This is a genomic window from Burkholderia sp. Bp9140 (genome assembly GCF_003853425.1).
GTDB lineage: Bacteria > Pseudomonadota > Gammaproteobacteria > Burkholderiales > Burkholderiaceae > Burkholderia.
Genome location: NZ_QTPQ01000011.1, coordinates 53,790 through 71,659 on the forward strand (window position 1 = coordinate 53,790; position 17,870 = coordinate 71,659).

Here is a 17,870-nt window from a genome sequence, read left to right on the forward strand (position 1 = left end):
TGGAGCAATGGCGCGCGCCATCCGCACGGGCGTTCGGCGCGTCCGTCGTGTTTCGCCTTCAATGACCCTCGGTCCGGGCCCGGCGGCTCATGATGCATGCGCCTGCCGGTCGTGCCGGCGCCCGTCCTGCACGGGCGAACGACGCGCTACGCGTAGCGGCTCAACCACTCTTCGGAGAATTTTTTCGCATAGGCGACGGCTTCGGCTTCGCCATCGAATTCGCCCAGCTTGCGGAAAGCCGCCTCGCGGCTGAAACCCAGCTTCGTGACCTCGACCTGGGCGGCGTACTTGCCGTCCTCCGTCACGCGCGGCTCGCAGTTCATCTCGTACCCGCGCATCACAAATTTCTTCTGCATCGCTTCAACGCTATTTTGAGACGGGGGAATCGTAGCATGGTGCCCCTCCGCGTTCATGCCCTCTTCCGAACAGGTGCCCGCATCGGTTCATTAGAGTAAACCATCAAACGATCCGCGTATAAGATGCGGTTCCGCCTGGCCCGACGCGGACTGTCATGTAAAGATTTGTGGCCGGCCGGGCGGCACGATTCCCTGCTCCGGACTGCGAATGTGCCCTGCCCTGGTGCATCGCGCCGGCCGCGGGGTGCGATTACGCGCCGCCGTGCGAGGAATCATGTCCCAGCGCCTCGCGATCCGCACCGGAAGCTTGCGACCGGGCCAGCGGCGCCCGGCACACGCCGCCGGGCCAGGCGTAACGTCGTGACACATCTTTCACAGAAACGCACCTTTCGCGACACGGAATGACAGCTGTTTTGCGGTAAAGTTATCTTTTCCGCGCGTGGCCGGTCGGCTCGCCACCGGACGTCATCAAGACTGTCCGCCGAGACTGCCGCAAGGCGTCGTTCTGAACGTCACGATCCGTTCCCGTAGCATGACCACTGAAGCAATCACCACGGATTCCCTCGCGGTTGCCGAGCGCGTGCGCGAGCTGATGACCCGCAACGGCATCGGCAAGCGCCAGCAGACCACCGAGCTGTGCCGCATCCTCGACCTGAGCTTTTCGCAAGGTCACCGCAAACTGCGCGGCAGCAGCCCCTGGACGCTCGCGCAGATCAAGAAAGTCGCCGAAGCCTATGGCGAGCCCGCCGCTCAACTGTTCGGCGCGCAGACGCTCGACCCCGGCATGGTCGGCGCCTATTCGCAGGAGGCCGTCCTTTACGCCGGCGTCGCCGAAATTCCGTGCACCGCCTGGATCGGCGCGCCGCTCGAAGCCGGCGCTCGCCCCGAGTTCGTCGCGTACGAACAGAACGGCCGCTGGCGCGTGCTGCGCCATACGGGCGTGCTGTACCAGAACGCATACGACGTGCACAAGATCGAGATCTATCCGCGCCGCGCGGAGAGCGACAAGCTCGTCGTCGCGGTGATCGATCCCGATCGCGTCAGCGCGACCGAGCTGTGCCGCTATCTCGAGCTGCAGGGTTTCGCGACGGCCACGTTCGATGGCCTCGCGCCGTTCGTCGACGCGCTGCAGGGCCAGGCGTTCGACGCCGTCGTCACCGAATGGCTGTTCGACGACAGCACGGCCGCCACCGCGATCAAGGCGGTGCGCACGTCCGACAATCCGGGCGCGCCGATCTTCGTGCTGACGGGCGACCTGCTCACGGGCCGCGCGAGCGAAGCGGACATCAGCGAAGTGATCCGCGCGTTCGACGTCGTCTGCTATGAAAAACCCGCGCGCATGGCAATCCTCAGCGCCGATCTCGCGAAGCGGCTCGCACGCGGGTAACGCCCGCCCGCCGCGCGCTTCTGCTTCGCATCGCCGGCGCCCGCGCGGCGCGGCGGTCGTGCACAGGTTCCTCAGTACAATAGCCGGACCCTGTTCACGACCGGCATCCGCCGCCCGACTTCATGGCCCGCCTCATTCCCGACGACTGGAAAAGCCTCGCCGCCACCGGCGCGGCCGAACGCGAGCGCGAGACGCTCGCGGCGCTCGAACACGCGCTGCCGGATGACTACACCGTCTACCACGGCGTGCACTGGACGCGTGCCGACCAGGGCTTCTCGGTATTCGGCGAAGCGGCGTTCGTCGTCGTGAGCCCGGCCGGCCGCGTGCTGCTGATCGAGCAGAAGGCCGGCTTCCTGCGCGAAACGCCGAAGGGGCTGGTGAAGGTCTACCTGCAGAAGGAGCGCAACGTCCCGATCCAGCTCGCGCGCACGCAGGAAACGCTGCACCGGCGGCTGACCGCGGCGCTCGGCGCGGGCGTCTACGGCGTCGAGGCGCTGCTGTACTGCCCCGACTACTCGATCCGCGAGACGGCGATTGCCGGCGTCGCGGCCGACCGCATCGTCGACGCGTCGCGCAAGGCGCAGCTCGCGCAGGTGATCCTGCAGATCCTGCCCGAGCATGACGACGCGCTGCCGAACGCCGCGAAGCTGCATCATTTCCTCGCGGACGAGCTGGCGCTCACGCCCGACACGAGTGCGCTCGTCGGGCAGGCCGGCACGCTCGTCACGCGGCTGTCGGGCGGGCTCGCCGCGTGGGCGCGGCAGCTCGAGTTCACGCCGTTCCGCTTGCGCGTGACGGGCACCGCCGGTTCGGGCAAGACCCAGCTCGCGGTGCAGGCGATGCGCGATGCGGTCGCGGCCGGCAAGCGCGTGCTCTACGTGTGCTTCAACCGGCCGCTCGCCGACTACATCGCGCGCATCGCGCTGCCCGGCGCGACGATCGCGAACTACCATCAGCTGTGCGACTGGGTGGCACGCGACGGCGGCTACACGCCCGACTTCGACGCGCCGGGCGCGTTCGAGCGGCTCGAGGCGCGTTTTGCGCAAGCGCCGGTTCCGGAACGCTGGCGCTTCGATGTGCTGATCGTCGACGAAGGACAGGATTTCCACGCGCCGTGGGCAGCGGCGCTGGAGCGCCTGCTGGTACCGGACGGCGCATGGTGGTGGCTGGAAGACCCGCTGCAGAACCTCTATCTGCGCGAGAGCGTCGCGCTGCCCGGCTGGGTCACGCTGAAGGCGCTGACGAACTACCGCAGCCCGCGCGACCTGCTCGAATTCGTGCGCGACGTCGTCGGCCGCGTCGAGCCGCTCGCGGCGGAACTGCGCTCGGGCAGCCCGTTCGACGGTTCCGATCCGTCGGTGTCGTCATACGGGGAAGACGGCGCGTCGGGCGACGCGCTCGCCGCGGCCTGCATCGACGCGACCAAGCGCGCGATCACGCACGCGCTGTCGCTCGGCTTCCGCAAGCAGGACATCGCGGTGCTGTCGTATCGCGGCCGCGAAAGCTCGGTGCTCGCGCGGCTCGACCAGCTCGGCCCGCATCGGGTCAAGCGCTTCACCGGCAAGTACGATCTGTTCGGCAACCCTGAATATCGCGAAGGCGACGTGCTGCTCGATTCGATCTACCGCTTCAAGGGGCAATCGGCGCCGTGCGTGATCCTCACCGAGATCGACTTCGACACGCTCGATGCGCGCGCGGCCCGCAAGCTGTTCGTCGGCGCGACGCGCGCGACGATGAAGCTGCTGCTCGTCGCGTCGGCGCGCTCGGCCGCGCAGCTCGCGAACGATTGACACGGTGGCGGGCGCGCGTCGGACCGAGCGCCCCGCCCGCGGCTCCCCGCGTCACGCGACGCGAAACGCCCCCACCGCGCGCCGCAGCCCGTCGGCCTGCTCCTCGAGCGATGCAGCCGCGGCCGCCGCCTGCTCGACCAGCGCCGCGTTCTGCTGCGACACCTGATCCATCTGCGACACCGCGCGGTTCACCTGCTCGATCCCGTCGCGCTGCTCGTTCGACGCGGCCGCGATTTCGGTCATGATGCCCGTCACGCGGCCGATCGCCTGCTGGATGTCCTGCATCGTCGCGCCGGCCGTGCCGACCAGTCGCGAACCCGTCGCGACACGCTCGACGGACTCGCCGATCAGCGTGCGGATTTCCTTCGCGGCCGACGCCGAGCGCTGCGCGAGCGTGCGCACTTCGCCCGCGACCACCGCGAAACCGCGGCCCTGCTCGCCCGCGCGCGCGGCTTCGACCGCCGCATTCAGCGCGAGGATGTTGGTCTGGAACGCGATGCCCTCGATCGTGCCGATGATGTCGGCCACCTTCTGCGAACTCTGGTCGATCTCGTTCATCGTGCCGATCACTTCGCCGACGACCGTCGCGCCGCGCGTCGCGATCTCGCTTGCATTGTCCGCGCACGCCTGGGCCTCGAGCGCGTGGTCGGCGTTCTGCTTCACGGTCGCGGTCAACTGTTCCATGCTCGCGGCCGTCTCCTGCAGCGCGGATGCCTGCTCCTCGGTGCGCTGCGACAGGTCGGTGTTACCGGCCGCGATCTGGTGCGTCGCGGTCGAGATCGCTTCGGAGCCCTGGCTGACCTGGCGCACCGTATCGGCGAGGCTGCGCTGCATGCCCGTCACGCCCTCGACCAGCTCGGCCATCTCGTCGCGCGACGACCAGCGCACCTCCGACGTCAGGTCGCCGTCCGACAGGCGGCGGAAATGCGACAGCAGCCGGTTCACCGGTTGCGTGATCGCGAAATGCAGGCCGACGGCACAGCCGAGACACGCGGCCAGGCCGAACGCAATGCCGGCGATCGCGCCCGCGCGCATCCAGCCGTAATAGGTCTGGGCGGTGTCGTAGACGTCCTTGCCGCGTGCGGCCTGGTACGCGTCGAGCGCATCGGTCGCCTGCGTGAGCGCGACCGACAGCGGCGGCGCGACGGTCATCAGCAGCCGGTCGGCGTCGTCGCGACGTCCGTCGCGGATCGCGTCGACCAGCGGCTTCAATCCCTGCCCGATCAGCGCCTGGCGCGCGGCGTCGAGCCGGGTCGCGAGCGGACCTTCGTCGCCGTCGTGCGGCATGGCCGCGTAGATGCGCCACGCGGCGTCGGCCTTCGCGAGATAGCTCTCGGCCTTCTTGACGAGATCCGGCACTTCCTGCGCCTCCGGATGCAGCAGCGCGCGATCGAGCGTCGTGCGCACGATCGTCAGGTTCAGGCTGGCGGCGGACAGCGCGTTCTTCGCGGCCAGCTGGCGCGTATAGGCCTCGTCGAGCGCACGATTCGAGCTCTGCATGCCGGTGAGGCCGATCAGGCCCGACACGACGAGCAGCACGGCGACGAGGCCGAGCGTGGAAAAAATCCGCGTACGGATCGAGAAACGGGAAAACAGGGCGTTCAGGTTCATGACGGCACGTGAGCGATGAAAAGTGCCGCGGCAATCGGTCCGCGGCATTCTGGATTACGGTTTGCCTGCAAAAAACTTGAGTCCGGCCCTCTTGCGGACTGATCGCGATCAATTTCCGCGCCGGCAATCTCCCGTTACCGATGCAACAAATCGAGGCCCGGCAGAAATTGACTGGTCAATCAATTGACTCTATATTCCGGTCAATTCCCTGCCATGGCAGATATCTCGATGAGAACCGATACCCTCCCTGCTCCGCCGGCCGCCGACGCGGCCCGCCGCGACGCGCCGACCGGGCTGATCGTCGCCGCGCTGCTGCTCGTCATGCTGCTGTCCGCGCTCGACCAGACGATCGTGTCGACCGCGCTGCCGACCATCGTCGGCGAGCTCGGCGGCCTCGACCAGCTGTCGTGGGTCGTCACCGCGTACCTGCTGTCGTCGACGGTCGTGCTGCCGCTGTACGGCAAGCTCGGCGACCTGTACGGCCGCAAGATCGTGCTGCAGGCCGCGATCGTGTTGTTTCTCGCCGGTTCCGCGCTGTGCGGCGTCGCGCAGGACATGACGCAGCTGATCGTGCTGCGCGCGCTGCAGGGGCTCGGCGGCGGCGGGCTGATGGTCGTCACGATGGCCGCGATCGGCGACCTGGTGCCGCCCGACCGCCGGGCACGCTATCAGGGAATGTTCGGCGGCGTGTACGGCCTCGCGACGATCGTCGGGCCGCTGCTCGGCGGTTTCCTGGTCGAACACCTGTCGTGGCGCTGGATCTTCACGATCAACCTGCCGCTTGGCTTGGTCGCGCTCGCGGTGATCGGCATCGCGTTCCGGCCGCACACCGCGCACGTGAAGCACCGGATCGACTACATGGGCGCCGCGTTCCTCGCGACGGCCCTCACCTGCGTGATCCTGTTCACGAGCGAAGGCGGTTCGCTGCTGCCGTGGTCATCGCCGCAGCTGTGGATGACGCTCGTGCTCGGCGTGGTCGCGGTCGGCGGCTTCGTCTACGAGGAGCGGCTCGCGGCCGAGCCGATCATGCCGCTCGAACTGTTCCGCCAGCGCACCTTCGTGCTGATGAGCCTGATCGGCTTCGTCGTCGGCATCGCGCTGTTTGGTTCGGTCACGTTCATTCCGCTCTATCTGCAGGTCGTGAAGGGCTCGACGCCGTCGCAGGCCGGGATGCAATTGCTGCCGATGATGGGCGGGATGCTCGCGATGTCGGTCGCGAGCGGCCGGCTGATCTCGCGGCTCGGCACGTATCGCCCGTTTCCGATCGCGGGGACGCTGATCGGCGGCATCGCGATGGCGCTGCTGTCGACGCTGTCGCTCGACACGCCGCTGCACACGATGTACGCGTACATGGCGCTGCTCGGGATCGGGCTCGGCATGGTGATGCCGGTGCTGACGCTTGCCGTGCAGAACACGGTCGAATTCCGCCACATGGGTGTCGCGACCTCGGGCGCGACCCTGTTCCGTTCGATCGGCGGCTCGCTCGGCGTCGCCGCGTTCGGCGCACTGTTCTCGCACGGGCTGCAGTCGCGCATCACGCAGGCGCTGCCGGCCGGCACGGAGCTGCCGCCCGCGCTCGGCCCGGCGGCCGTGCACCAGTTGCCGGATGCGGTGCGCGATGCGTACCTGCATGCATTCGCCGGGGCGCTGCATGTGGTGTATCTGGCGGCGGCGGGCGTGATCGCGATCGCGTTCGTGCTCGCGTGGTTCGTCGAGCGTGCGCCGCTGCGCACGCAGCGCTGATTCGCGCGCGGGCGGCAGCGCGGCGGCGCCTGCCCGCGAGCGAAGCCGCGCGGCGACCGATCTCGCGATCCGCAGTCGCCGCGCCGGCCGCCGTCACGGCACCAGCACCACCGCGCCCGTCGTCTGCCGCGACTCCAGCAACCGGTGCGCGTCGGCCGCCTGCCCGAGCGGCAGCCGCGCGCCGATCTCCACATGCATCCCGCCGGCGAGCCGTTCGAGCGTCACGCGCGCCGCTTCCCGATACCCAGCCACGTCGCGCGCAATGAAGCCGAGCACGCTCGGCCGCGCCAGCGCGATCGAGCGGGCCGGGCCCAGTTCGTCGAGATCGATCGTCTGCCGCGCGCCGATCGCGGCAACCTGCCCGATGCTCGCGACCATCCCGAACGGCCGGACCGCGCCGAGCGTGCGCGTCAGCACGTCGCCGCCGATCCCGTCGATCGCATAGTCGACGCCCGCACCGCCGCCGAACGCGCGGGCCGCTTCGACGAAATCCGCCTCGCGATAATCGACCACCGCTTCCGCGCCGTGCGCGCGCACCAGCGCCGCCTTCGCGGCCGAGCCGACCGTGCCGATCACCCGCGCGCCGAGCGTGCGCGCCCACTGCGTCGCCAGCAACCCGACGCCGCCGGCTGCCGCGTGCACGAGCACGGCGTCGCCGGCGCCGACCTGCCGCACGCGGTGCAGCAGCATGTAGACGGTGATCCCTTTCAGCAGCCCGGCCGCGGCCGCGTCGTCGCTCACGCCGTCGGGCACGGCCACCACCCGCTCGGCGGGCAGCGTGCGCAGGCTCGCGTAGCTGCCGGTCGGCAGTCCCGCATAGGCGACGCGCTGGCCCGGGACGAGCGCCGTCACGCCAGGGCCGACCGCGTCGACCACGCCGGCCGCCTCGACGCCGAGCGCGTCCGGCAGCGCCGGCAACGGATGCGCGCCGGTCCTGAAATAGATGTCGACGAAGTTCACACCGATGGCGGTCTGGCGAATCCGCACCTCGCCGGCGCCGGGCGGCACGACGGGTCCATCGACGCGGCGCAGCACGCCGGCGTCGCCGTAGCGGTCGATGCCGATCCGGGTGGCGGTAACAACGTGGGGCATGACGTTCCTCACAATCGAATGAAGTGACACGATCATCTCATCGTGCATAATCGATCGGAATTCCTGTTGTGCGCCCATCTACTGTGCAAAATTCGACCGATCCGACGCCAGCATCCGCGCTGCCGATGAGCTGGGACGACCTCCGCTATTTCCTCGCGGTGATGCGCGGCGGCAGTTTGTCGGCCGCCGCGCGGGCGCTTCAGGTGCAGCATTCGACGGTCGCCCGGCGCATCGAAGCGCTGGAATCCGCGCTCGGCATCCGGCTGTTCGACCGGCTGCCGCGCGGCTGGCCGCCGACCGACGAAGGGCTGCATCTCGCGGAGCACGCGGCCCGCGTCGAAGCCGACGTGCATGCGTTCGCGCGCGCCGCGCAGGGGGCGACGGCGCTCGACGGCGTCGTGCGCGTGTCGGCGTCGCCGGTGTTTGCAAGCCACTTCCTCGCGCCGCGGCTCGCCCGCGCGCAGCGCGCATGGCCGGCACTGCGGATCGACCTGATGGGCGAGATGCACGCGGCCAACCTGTACGCACGTGAAGCCGACCTCGCGGTGCGCCTGTCGCGGCCGAGCGAGCCGGGTCTGGCCGCGCGCCGGCTCGGCACGATGCGCTTCGCGCTGTGCGCGTCGCCCGACTGGGCCGGCGCGCCGCCCGACACCTGGGCATTCCTCGGCTACGACGACGCACTCGCGCAAATGCCGCAACAGCAGTGGCTCGAACGCTTCGCGGCCGGGCGCCGCTTCGCGTTCGTCGCCAACGACCTGGCCGCGCTGCATCGTGCGTGCGTGGCCGGCGCGGGGGTCGCGTTGCTGCCGCGCTTTCTCGTCGACGCACCGGCGACGGACGCACGCACCCCGGCCGCGGCCGATCCGTCGCTGGCAGCCGCCGCAGCGCTCGTCGAACTGACGTCCGCGCCCCGTTGTGATGTCGAGCGCGAGATCTGGCTCGTCGTCCACCCGGACGTGCGGCGCTCGCCGCGCGTACAGCGCGTCGCGGACGCGATCGCCGACGCGGTTCGCGACGCGGACGGCCACCTGTAGGCCCGTACGCCCGGCTCTGCAGGCGCGCGCCGCGACCAACGCCTTTACGGCGGCGCCCCACCGCCGGCATAGTAGCGATTTCATCCGCCCGCTCCGCCACCATGCCCGCCGCTCCCGCTTGCGTCGTCCGCGATGCGACCGATGCCGATCTCGCCGCCATTCACGCAATCTACGCGCACCATGTGCGCCACAGCGTCGCGTCGTTCGAGGAGACGCCGCCCGACGTCGACGAACTGCGTGCGCGCCGCGACGCCGTGCTGCGTCACGGGCTGCCCTATCTCGTCGCGCAATGCGAGGGCCGCCTCGCCGGCTACGCGTATGCGACGCCGTATCGCACGCGCAGCGCGTACCGCCACACGATCGAGGACTCGATCTACATCGACGACGCGCAGCGCGGCCGCGGCATCGGCCGCGCGCTGCTCGCGGCGCTGATCGCGCGATGCGAGGCCGGCCCGTGGCGGCAGATGATCGCGGTGATCGCCGACGGCGGCACCGGCGGCTCGACGTCGCTGCACCGCGCATTCGGTTTCGAGCCCGCGGGCGTGCTGAAGGCGGTCGGTTTCAAGCACGGCCGCTGGATCGATACGGCGCTGATGCAGCGCGCGCTCGGCGACGGCGCACGCACGCTCCCCGCCTCGCCCGAGCCTGTCGCGTCGCGCTAGAATGGCCGCATGTCAAAACAGACTCCCACCACGCGTGACGAGGCCGCAGCGGACGCCCGCAACGAGTACACGGTCGACGAACTCGCGCGCGTGTCGGACACGACCGTGCGCAACGTTCGCGCGTACCAGGATCGCGGGCTGCTCGCCCCGCCCGAGAAGCGCGGGCGCGTCGGCATCTACGACGACACGCACGTCGCACGCCTGAAGCTGATCAACCACCTGCTCGCACGCGGCTACACGCTGTCGAACATCCAGGACCTGATCAAGGCAATCGACGAAGGCCACGACCTGCGCTCGATCCTCGGCCTCGAAAACGCGATCGGCGGCCGCTGGTCGCACGAACTGCCGAAAACCTATTCGCTCGCCGCGCTCGCGCAGATGTTCGGCCCGCAGACGGCGTCGCAACTGTCGCGCGTGACCGAGCTCGGCCTGCTGGAACGGCGCGGCCTGTCGTTCGTCGCGAAAAGCCCCGCGCTGCTCGAGGCGGCGGCCGCGATGACGAAGGAAGGCATCCCGCCGCGCGAACTGCTCGACGTGATCAGCCTCGCGCGACCGCATTTCGACGCGATCGCGCGGCTGCTCGTCGATCTCGTCGTCAAGCGCCTCGACCGCTATGACGAAGGCACGCTGCCGCCGGTCACCGACGTGCCCGCGCTCGTCGATGCGATCTGGCGCCTGCGCCCGCTCGCGGCCGTGTTCGTCGAAGGCGAGACGAACCGCGCGCTCGAGAACGCGGCAAGCGCGTATCTCGGCGGCCGCGTCGCGACGATCCTCGACAAGAAACTCAGCGACGAAGCCGCGCGACAGGCCGGCACGTCCGATACGTCCGACACGCAAGACAACGGCGACAAAGCATAGGGCCGCCGCCGTCATATTCATATCGGCAATGCTTCGTTTGCGGGCTCGATCGCCCGTGCGACGATTCTTCCAACCGAGCGGCACGCGCCGCTCCCCGAAGACGTTTCGCATGGAGTCCGTTCGATGATTCGTTTCACCCGCTGGATCACCCGCCTCGCCGCGACGGCGCTCGTCGCCGTCGCCGCCACGTCGGCCTTCGCGCAGGGCAGCGCCGACAAGGTCGTGCGCATCGGTTACCAGAAGGCCGGCTTGCTGTCGGTCGTCAAGACGCAGGGCTCCCTCGAGACACACCTCAAGCCGCTCGGCTACCGCGTCCAGTGGTTCGAATTCCCGGCCGGCCCGCAACTGCTCGAGGCGCTGAACGCGAACAGCATCGACTTCGGCTATACGGGCGCGCCACCACCGGTGTTCGCGCAGGCGGCCGGTGTGCGCTTCGTGTACGTCGGCGCGGAGCCGCCGTCGCCGCACAACGAGGCCGTGTTCGTGAAGGCCGATTCGCCGATCCGCTCGCTTTCCGACCTGCGCGGCAAGAAGGTCGTGCTGCAGAAGGGCTCGAGCGCGAACTACCTGCTGCTCGAAGCGCTGAAGAAAGCCGGCGTGCGCTACGACGAGATCCGTCCCGTGTACCTGCCGCCCGCGGACGCGCGCGCCGCGTTCGAGAGCGGCAACGTCGACGCGTGGGCCGTCTGGGATCCGTACTATGCGGCCGCCCAGAATTCGCTGAAGATCCGCACGCTGTCCGACTATACGGGCCTCACGCCCGCGAACAACTTCTACGAGGCAACGCGGGATTTCGCGGAGCAGCATGCCGACGTGGTCGGCGCGATCCTGAAGCAATTGCGCGAGACCGGCCTGTGGGTCAACGGGCATCCGGCCGAGACGGCCGCGCTGATCGCGCCGAAGGTCGGCCTGCCGCTGCCGCTCGTGGAAACGTGGATCAAGCGCGTCCCGTTCGGCGCCGTGCCGGTCGACGAGAAGATCGTCGCGGTCCAGCAGGGTGTCGCCGATGCGTTCTTCGCGGCGAAGCTGATTCCGCAGAAACTGAACGTGGCCGATAACGCGTGGACCGACAAGGCCGTGGCCAGCGCGCTCGCGGCGAAGTAACGCGCGGACGCAGCGCGAAGCAGCCGAAACGGGCCGACGGGCACCCTGCCCGCCGGCCCGTCTTGTTTGTCGGAAACGCTTGTTCCCGACGCGCGCTCGACGCGCCGCCGGCGTGGTACGTGCCCGATTTCCGTCATCCCGGTCCCGGCGGGCCGCCCCCTTCCTCTTCCGCCGCAACCGTGACGAACCGCACGCAACATGCGCGGCCGGGATCGCGTCCTAGAAGGATTTGCCGGTTTTCACCCAGCCGTTCTTCCGGATAATGGCCTGCAGCCGCGCCCACGACGGCGCGTCGTCCACCGCAGACAACAACAATCCGGAGACACCCGCCTTGATCGCCACGCTTCCCGCCACCTATCGCCGGCTCTGGCCGCTCGCCGTCGCCGCCGCGCTGCTGTACGGACTGTCGCTCGCCGCCGCGCCCTATCCCGGCCAGGCCGCCGCGAAAGCCGCGATGGGCATCCTGCTGCTCGCGGCCGGCAGCACCTGCGCCGCGCCGCGCGAGCGCGCGTGGCTGTGCGCGGCACTGGCGACGGCCGTGCTCGGCGACGTGCTGCTCGCGCTGCCCGACTGGCCGCTGTCGTTCGTCCTCGGCCTCGGCGCATTCCTGCTTACGCACCTGTGCTACTGCGCGATCTTCGTGCGCTGGCGCGCGCGGCCGCAGGGCTGGCGCATCGTCGCGCTGATCGGGCTGTGGATCGCCGCGCCGGCGTTCTACGCGGCATTTCTTCCGCACCTGGGCGCGTTGCTCGCGCCGGTCGCCGTCTACCTGCTCGTGCTGTGCGCAATGGCGAGCTTCGCGCTCGCGGCCCGCACGCGCGGCCCGCTGGTCGCGCTCGGCAGCCTGATCTTCGTCGGCTCCGACACGCTGATCGGCGTCGGGCGTTTCCTCGGCGGCTTTCCCGGCATCGACTATCTGATCTGGGGCCTCTATGCGCTCGCGCAGGTCACGATCGTGGCCGGGGTTTTCCATGAGACGGCCGCCCGCTCGCCCCGTCCCTGATTGCGTTTCAAACAGGCCGCCGCACGGCGGCGGCCTCGTCTCCTGCCGCTCCCGCCCTGCCGACGGCCGTTTCCGCGCATTCCGCCATGCGGAAACCACGTCGTTCCAAACCCCGCTCAGCCTTTTCCCGCGCGGCTCCCGGCCCTTAGAGCGCCGCTTCTAGCCTCTTGCGGTTTCCGGGTCCACCCACTATCGTTACATCAACCAATGTAACATTAAAAAATGAGCCAAATCGGAGACACCCGGATGAATGCTCGCACGTTGCCTTTCGGCCCGCCCGGCCACGACGGCCTGGACGAAACGACCGACATCGCCATCATCGGCACCGGCTTCGCCGGTCTCGGGATGGCCATTCGCCTGCGGCAGACAGGCGTGACCGACTTCGTCGTCCTCGAGAAGGCCGCGTCGGTCGGCGGCACGTGGCGCGACAATCATTACCCCGGGTGTGCCTGCGACGTGCAATCGCATGTCTATTCGTTCTCGTTCGCGCCGAACCCGCGCTGGACGCGCATGTTCGCGCCGCAGCCGGAAATTCGCGCGTATCTGGAAGACTGCGTGCAGCGCTTCGGCGTCGGCCCGCACCTGCGCATGAACCACGCGTTGCAGCGCGCCGAATACGACGAAGCCGCGCAACGCTGGCGCCTCACGTTCGCGAACGGCAAGCGGCTGTCGGCGCGCGTGCTGGTGTCGGGGATGGGCGGGCTGTCGCGCGCCGCGCTGCCGGCGATTCCCGGCGTCGAGAACTTCAAGGGCCGCGCGTTCCATTCGCAGCAGTGGGATCACGACTACCCGCTCGAAGGCAAGCGCGTCGCGGTGATCGGCACCGGCGCGAGTGCGATCCAGTTCGTGCCGCAGATCGCCCCGCGCGTGAAGGAACTCGCGCTGTTCCAGCGCACGCCGCCGTGGATCATGCCGAAGCCCGACCGCAATCTGACCGGGTTCGAGAAATGGCTGTTCCGCACGCTGCCATTCACGCAGAAGGCCGTGCGCAGCAGCATCTACTGGATGCTCGAATCGCGCGTGCTCGGCTTCGCGATCCATCCGTCGCTGATGAAGAACGTGCAGAAGCTCGCACTGCGCCACATCCGCAAGCAGATTCCCGATCCGGAACTGCGCAAGACCGTCACGCCGGACTACACGCTCGGCTGCAAGCGCGTGCTGATCTCGAACGACTACTACCCGGCGCTGTCGCGCAAGAACGTCGACGTGATCACGACCGGCATCGACCGTATCGAGGCCGACGCGGTCGTGACGACCGACGGCCGCCGCCACGAAGTCGACTGCCTGATCTACGGCACGGGCTTCCAGGTCGCCGATCCGTATCCGCGCGGCGCGATCATCGGCCGCGGCGGCCTCGACATCGTCGACGCCTGGCGCGACGGCGCGCACGCGTATCTCGGCACGACGCTGCCGGGCTACCCGAACTTCTTCATGATCGTCGGTCCGAACACGGGCCTCGGCCACAACTCGATGGTGTTCATGATCGAGTCGCAGATCGAATACATCCTCGGCGCGCTGCAGGCGATGCATCGAGAACGCGCGGAGGCGATCGAGGTGCGCCCGCTCGTCGAGGCGCAGTTCAACAGCGACCTGCAGGGCCGGCTCAAGAAGGCGATCTGGTCGACGGGCGGCTGCAAGAGCTGGTACCTCGATCCGCGCACCGGCAAGAACACGACGCTGTGGCCGGGCTTCACCTGGCGCTTCCGCCAGGCGACCGCGCAGTTCTCGATCGCCGATTACCACGCGTATCGCGCGCCGCAGCACGACACGACCGCGCGGCCCGTCGCCGCGCCCGCCGCTTCCGCTTCCACGTCCGCCGAAGCAGCCTGAGTCAGACAAGGAGCCACCGACATGAGAGATTTCGCCAACAAGGTCGCCGCGATCACGGGCGCGGGCTCGGGCATGGGCCGCTCGCTCGCGGTGCAGCTCGCGCAGGCCGGCTGCCAGGTGTCGCTCGCCGACAAGAACGCCATCGGCCTCGCCGAAACCGAGCGGATCGTCCGCGCGATCGCGCCGAACGTGCGCGTCTCGACGCGCGTGCTCGACGTCGGCGACCGCGACGCGATGTTCGCGTGGGCCGACGACACCGCGCAGCAACACGGCAAGGTCAACCTGATCTTCAACAACGCGGGCGTCGCGCTGTCGAGCACGATCGAAGGGATGGAATACAGCGATCTCGAGTGGATCGTGAACATCAACTTCTGGGGCGTCGTGCATGGCACGAAGGCGTTCCTGCCGCACCTGAAGGCGTCGGGCGACGGCCACGTGATCAACACGTCGAGCATTTTCGGGATCTTCGCGCAGCCGGGGATGAGCGGCTACAACGCGACCAAGTTCGCGGTGCGCGGCTTCACCGAATCGCTGCGGCAGGAACTCGACATGATGAAGTGCGGCGTGTCGGCGACCTGCGTGCATCCGGGCGGCATCCGCACCAACATCGCACAGTCGAGCCGCGTCGCGAAGAACATGGTCGGCTTCATCGTCGAGAGCGAGCAGCAGGGCAAGGACAGCTTCGAGAAATTCTTCATCACGACCGCCGACGACGCCGCGCGCACGATCCTCGCCGGCGTGCGCAAGAACAAGCGCCGCGTGCTGATCGGCCGCGATGCGAAAGGCGCGGACTGGATGGCGCGCGTCCTGCCGGCCGCATACCAGGCGCTCGTCGTGCTCGCGACGCGCCGCGAGGCCGCGAAGGCCCGCCGCGCGGCCGCCCGCCACGGCACGCCGGCGGCCGCGCCGCTGCACGCCACTTACAACAACGCAGGCAATCAGGGAGGAGAACAATCATGAGGACCCCGAACATGATGCCCGTGCGGCGCGACATCCGTTTCGCGCTGCCGCCCGAACGCGCGAAGGACTGGCACGTCCAGGGCGTGCCGGTCACGCACTTCATGAACGCGCTGTCGCTGCTGTTCCCGGCCGGCGAGCGCTTCTTCATGGATTCGGTGCGCAACTATCGCGACCGCATCGAGGATCCGGCGCTCAAGAAGCAGGTGCTCGGCTTCATCGGCCAGGAAGCGATGCACACGCGCGAGCACATCGAATACAACGACCTGCTGCAATCGTCCGGCCTGCCCGCGCACAAGCTCGACAAGCGGCTGTGGACGATCCTCGGCTTCTTCAAGAAGACGCTGCCGCATTCGATGCAGCTCGCGATCACGATCGCGCTCGAGCACTACACGGCGATCCTCGCGAACCAGCTGCTGTCGGGCCACGAGCACCGGATCGACGGGTCGGTCGAAGGCTATCAGCAGATGTGGATGTGGCACGCGATGGAGGAAACCGAACACAAGGCGGTGTCGTACGACGTATGGAACGCCGTGATGAAGCCGGGCCTCGGCAGCTACCTGCTGCGCACCGGCACGATGCTGACGACGACCGTGCTGTTCTGGACGATCGTGTTCGACTTCCACGTGCGTCTGATGCTGTCGCACCGTCGCAAGCACGGCGGGTTCGGCGGCATGTGGCGCCTCGTGAAGTACCTGTACAGCCCGAGGACCGGCGTGTTTCCGAGCATCGCGGGCGAATGGCTCGACTATTTCCGTCCGGGCTTCCATCCGTGGGACCACGATAACCATCGGTACCTGCAGGGGCTCGACACGCTGCTCGCGAACATCGACGCGACCAACGCGCGCTACGCGGCGCAGGCCGCCCCGCGCCGCGTGCCGCTGCATCCGGTTGCGCAGGCATGACGTCATGGCGCGCGCCCACGAGATGCTGACCGTCCGCTCCGGCGACGTGAAACTCGCCGTCCATGTCAGCGGCCCGCGGCGCGCGCCGCCGCTAATCCTCGTGCACGGCTATCCCGATTCGGCCGCCGTGTGGGCGCCGGTCCGCGCACGGCTCGCGCAGCGCTATCGCGTGATCGCCTACGACGTGCGCGGCGCCGGCGCGTCCGATGCGCCGCGCCGCCGCGCCGACTACGCGCTGGCGCGCCTCGCGGAGGACCTGAAGGCCGTCGCCGACGCGACCTGCGGCAACCGGCCGTTCCATCTGGTCGGCCACGACTGGGGGTCGATCCAGTGCTGGGAGGCCGTGACCGATCCCGCGTTCCGCGGCCGGATCGCGTCGTACACGTCGATCTCCGGCCCGTGCCTCGACCACGTGTTCCGCGCGAAGATGCGGCTCAAGCAAAGCCTGAAGTCGTGGTACATCGCGTTCTTCCACTTGCCGGTCGTGCCGTCGCTGGTGTGGCGGCTCGGCGGCGCCGCACTGTGGCCGCGCTGGCTGCAGCTGACCGAGCGCGTGCGGCCCGAGCGCGATCCTGCACAGTTGAAGAACGCGCTGAACGGCTTGCAGCTCTACCGCGCCAATTTCGTCGCGCGGGCGAGAAAGCCCCGCGAGCGGTATGCGCAGGCGCCGGTGCAGATCCTCGTGCCGGTGCGCGACCGCTACGTGACGCCCGAGATGTCGGTCGGCCTCGATCGCTGGCTCGGCGAGCACGTGCGGGAGGAGATCGATGGCGCACATTGGGTCGTGGTGCGCGATCCGGAACTGATCGCGGCGCGGATCGACCGGTTTGCGGCGGCGCATGAACGACCGGCCGTCACGACAGCGGGCGCGGCCGTTCAGCGCAACGGCGGCAGGCGCTTGAACAGCGTTTCGTAGTCGATCACGAGCCCGTCGGCGTCGATGTCCATCTCCGCGGTGAAATTCCGGAAGATGCCTTCGTAGCGGTAGCGTCGGCCGGGCTCGATGCATGCGTAGGCCTGCTTGACCGGCGTCACGGTCAGGTCCGGCGTCGAGATGTAGGCGACGTCGATCGGCCACCGCTCGCCGCGCGCGAGACCGAGGCGGCCGATCGGCAGCGAATTCGTGAACGGCGTCGCCGCGATGTCGATGTCGACGCAGCCATCCAGTTCCGGCAGCGCGCGGCCTGAACCGTCGCGCCAGTGCCCGGCGCCGTCGCCATGCAGTTCGAGCGTGCCGCCGCCCATCACCCTGAGCACCGCAACCCTGACCCGCCACCGCGGATCGCACTCGACCCTGTACGCAAGCCCGTACGCGCGACCATACCGCTGGCCGACCACGGCGCTTTCGACGACGATGCCGGTGTCACTCCGGTCGAACGTCAGGTGTTCGATTCCGTCGCCCTCGAGCGACGCCCAGCGCAGTTCCCGCATCGTTCCGCCTCCTCGTTGCCCGACAAAACGCTAACGCGTCAGCCTGCATACGAAAACATTAGCGATGACCAAAATTTGCTACCAAATTGCCAAAGTCTCACGAAAAC

17 protein-coding genes are annotated in these 17,870 nt (G+C 68.8%); 12 read left to right on the forward strand and 5 right to left on the reverse strand.

Features of this window, described 5'->3' with window-relative positions; all coding sequences use genetic code 11:
• Positions 1-146: 146 nt before the first annotated feature.
• Entirely contained in the window at positions 147-356 is a 210-nt protein-coding gene (locus tag DIE21_RS11540) for a hypothetical protein (RefSeq protein WP_124497915.1), read from the reverse strand.
• A gap of 532 nt (positions 357-888) precedes the next feature.
• Here DIE21_RS11540 and DIE21_RS11545 point away from each other — a divergent pair.
• Both DIE21_RS11545 and DIE21_RS11550 read left to right on the forward strand, forming a co-directional pair.
• The gene (locus tag DIE21_RS11545; protein ID WP_124497822.1) at positions 889-1,743 is read left to right on the forward strand and encodes a helix-turn-helix domain-containing protein; all 855 of its coding nucleotides are present in this window, start codon (positions 889-891) and stop codon (positions 1,741-1,743) included.
• A 122-nt stretch (positions 1,744-1,865) separates the two neighbouring features.
• Entirely contained in the window at positions 1,866-3,533 is a 1,668-nt protein-coding gene (locus tag DIE21_RS11550) for an ATP-binding domain-containing protein (RefSeq protein ID WP_124497823.1), read from the forward strand.
• Between the two features lie 51 nt (positions 3,534-3,584).
• Here the strand turns inward: DIE21_RS11550 and DIE21_RS11555 are convergent, their stop codons facing one another.
• On the reverse strand, positions 3,585-5,144 hold the full coding sequence (locus tag DIE21_RS11555; RefSeq protein ID WP_124497824.1) for a methyl-accepting chemotaxis protein: 1,560 nt from the start codon (positions 5,142-5,144) through the stop codon (positions 3,585-3,587).
• A gap of 228 nt (positions 5,145-5,372) precedes the next feature.
• Here DIE21_RS11555 and DIE21_RS11560 point away from each other — a divergent pair, with 228 nt between their 5' ends.
• Positions 5,373-6,887 carry an MDR family MFS transporter gene (locus DIE21_RS11560; RefSeq protein ID WP_124497825.1) on the forward strand — a complete coding sequence of 505 codons (1,515 nt, stop codon included), beginning with the start codon at positions 5,373-5,375 and terminating at the stop codon, positions 6,885-6,887.
• 93 nt (positions 6,888-6,980) lie between these two features.
• Here the strand turns inward: DIE21_RS11560 and DIE21_RS11565 are convergent, their stop codons facing one another.
• Complete coding sequence (locus tag DIE21_RS11565) at positions 6,981-7,979, reverse strand: quinone oxidoreductase (RefSeq protein WP_124497826.1); 999 nt, start codon at positions 7,977-7,979, stop codon at positions 6,981-6,983.
• Between the two features lie 125 nt (positions 7,980-8,104).
• Between DIE21_RS11565 and DIE21_RS11570 the strand changes: the two genes are divergently transcribed.
• The 4 genes from DIE21_RS11570 to DIE21_RS11585 all read left to right on the forward strand — a co-directional run bounded on the left by DIE21_RS11570 (position 8,105) and on the right by DIE21_RS11585 (position 11,637).
• Entirely contained in the window at positions 8,105-9,013 is a 909-nt protein-coding gene (locus DIE21_RS11570; protein ID WP_124497827.1) for a LysR family transcriptional regulator, read from the forward strand.
• Positions 9,014-9,114: 101 nt separating this feature from the next.
• Positions 9,115-9,675, forward strand: a complete 561-nt coding sequence (locus DIE21_RS11575; protein ID WP_124497828.1) for a GNAT family N-acetyltransferase — start codon at positions 9,115-9,117, stop codon at positions 9,673-9,675.
• Positions 9,676-9,684: 9 nt separating this feature from the next.
• Positions 9,685-10,533 carry a MerR family transcriptional regulator gene (locus DIE21_RS11580; RefSeq protein WP_124497829.1) on the forward strand — a complete coding sequence of 283 codons (849 nt, stop codon included), beginning with the start codon at positions 9,685-9,687 and terminating at the stop codon, positions 10,531-10,533.
• Between the two features lie 123 nt (positions 10,534-10,656).
• Positions 10,657-11,637, forward strand: a complete 981-nt coding sequence (locus DIE21_RS11585; RefSeq protein ID WP_124497830.1) for a sulfonate ABC transporter substrate-binding protein — start codon at positions 10,657-10,659, stop codon at positions 11,635-11,637.
• Positions 11,638-11,856: 219 nt separating this feature from the next.
• Here the strand turns inward: DIE21_RS11585 and DIE21_RS37745 are convergent, their stop codons facing one another.
• The gene (locus DIE21_RS37745) at positions 11,857-11,979 is read right to left on the reverse strand and encodes a hypothetical protein (RefSeq protein WP_260432432.1); all 123 of its coding nucleotides are present in this window, start codon (positions 11,977-11,979) and stop codon (positions 11,857-11,859) included.
• Between DIE21_RS37745 and DIE21_RS11590 the strand changes: the two genes are divergently transcribed.
• The 5 genes from DIE21_RS11590 to DIE21_RS11610 all read left to right on the forward strand — a co-directional run bounded on the left by DIE21_RS11590 (position 11,969) and on the right by DIE21_RS11610 (position 17,248).
• Entirely contained in the window at positions 11,969-12,640 is a 672-nt protein-coding gene (locus tag DIE21_RS11590; protein ID WP_124497831.1) for a lysoplasmalogenase, read from the forward strand. The genes DIE21_RS37745 and DIE21_RS11590 overlap by 11 nt on opposite strands.
• A gap of 246 nt (positions 12,641-12,886) precedes the next feature.
• Positions 12,887-14,470, forward strand: a complete 1,584-nt coding sequence (locus tag DIE21_RS11595) for an NAD(P)/FAD-dependent oxidoreductase (RefSeq protein WP_124497832.1) — start codon at positions 12,887-12,889, stop codon at positions 14,468-14,470.
• Between the two features lie 21 nt (positions 14,471-14,491).
• On the forward strand, positions 14,492-15,430 hold the full coding sequence (locus DIE21_RS11600; protein WP_124497833.1) for an SDR family oxidoreductase: 939 nt from the start codon (positions 14,492-14,494) through the stop codon (positions 15,428-15,430).
• Positions 15,427-16,332, forward strand: coding sequence for a metal-dependent hydrolase (locus DIE21_RS11605; RefSeq protein WP_124497834.1), 906 nt, complete (start codon positions 15,427-15,429; stop codon positions 16,330-16,332). The genes DIE21_RS11600 and DIE21_RS11605 overlap by 4 nt, the downstream gene beginning before the upstream one ends.
• A 4-nt stretch (positions 16,333-16,336) precedes the next feature.
• On the forward strand, positions 16,337-17,248 hold the full coding sequence (locus DIE21_RS11610; protein WP_124497835.1) for an alpha/beta fold hydrolase: 912 nt from the start codon (positions 16,337-16,339) through the stop codon (positions 17,246-17,248).
• On the opposite strand, the gene DIE21_RS11615 is transcribed toward DIE21_RS11610, so the two are convergent.
• Entirely contained in the window at positions 17,209-17,763 is a 555-nt protein-coding gene (locus tag DIE21_RS11615; protein ID WP_124497836.1) for a putative glycolipid-binding domain-containing protein, read from the reverse strand. The genes DIE21_RS11610 and DIE21_RS11615 overlap by 40 nt on opposite strands.
• Between the last annotated feature and the right edge of the window lie 107 nt (positions 17,764-17,870).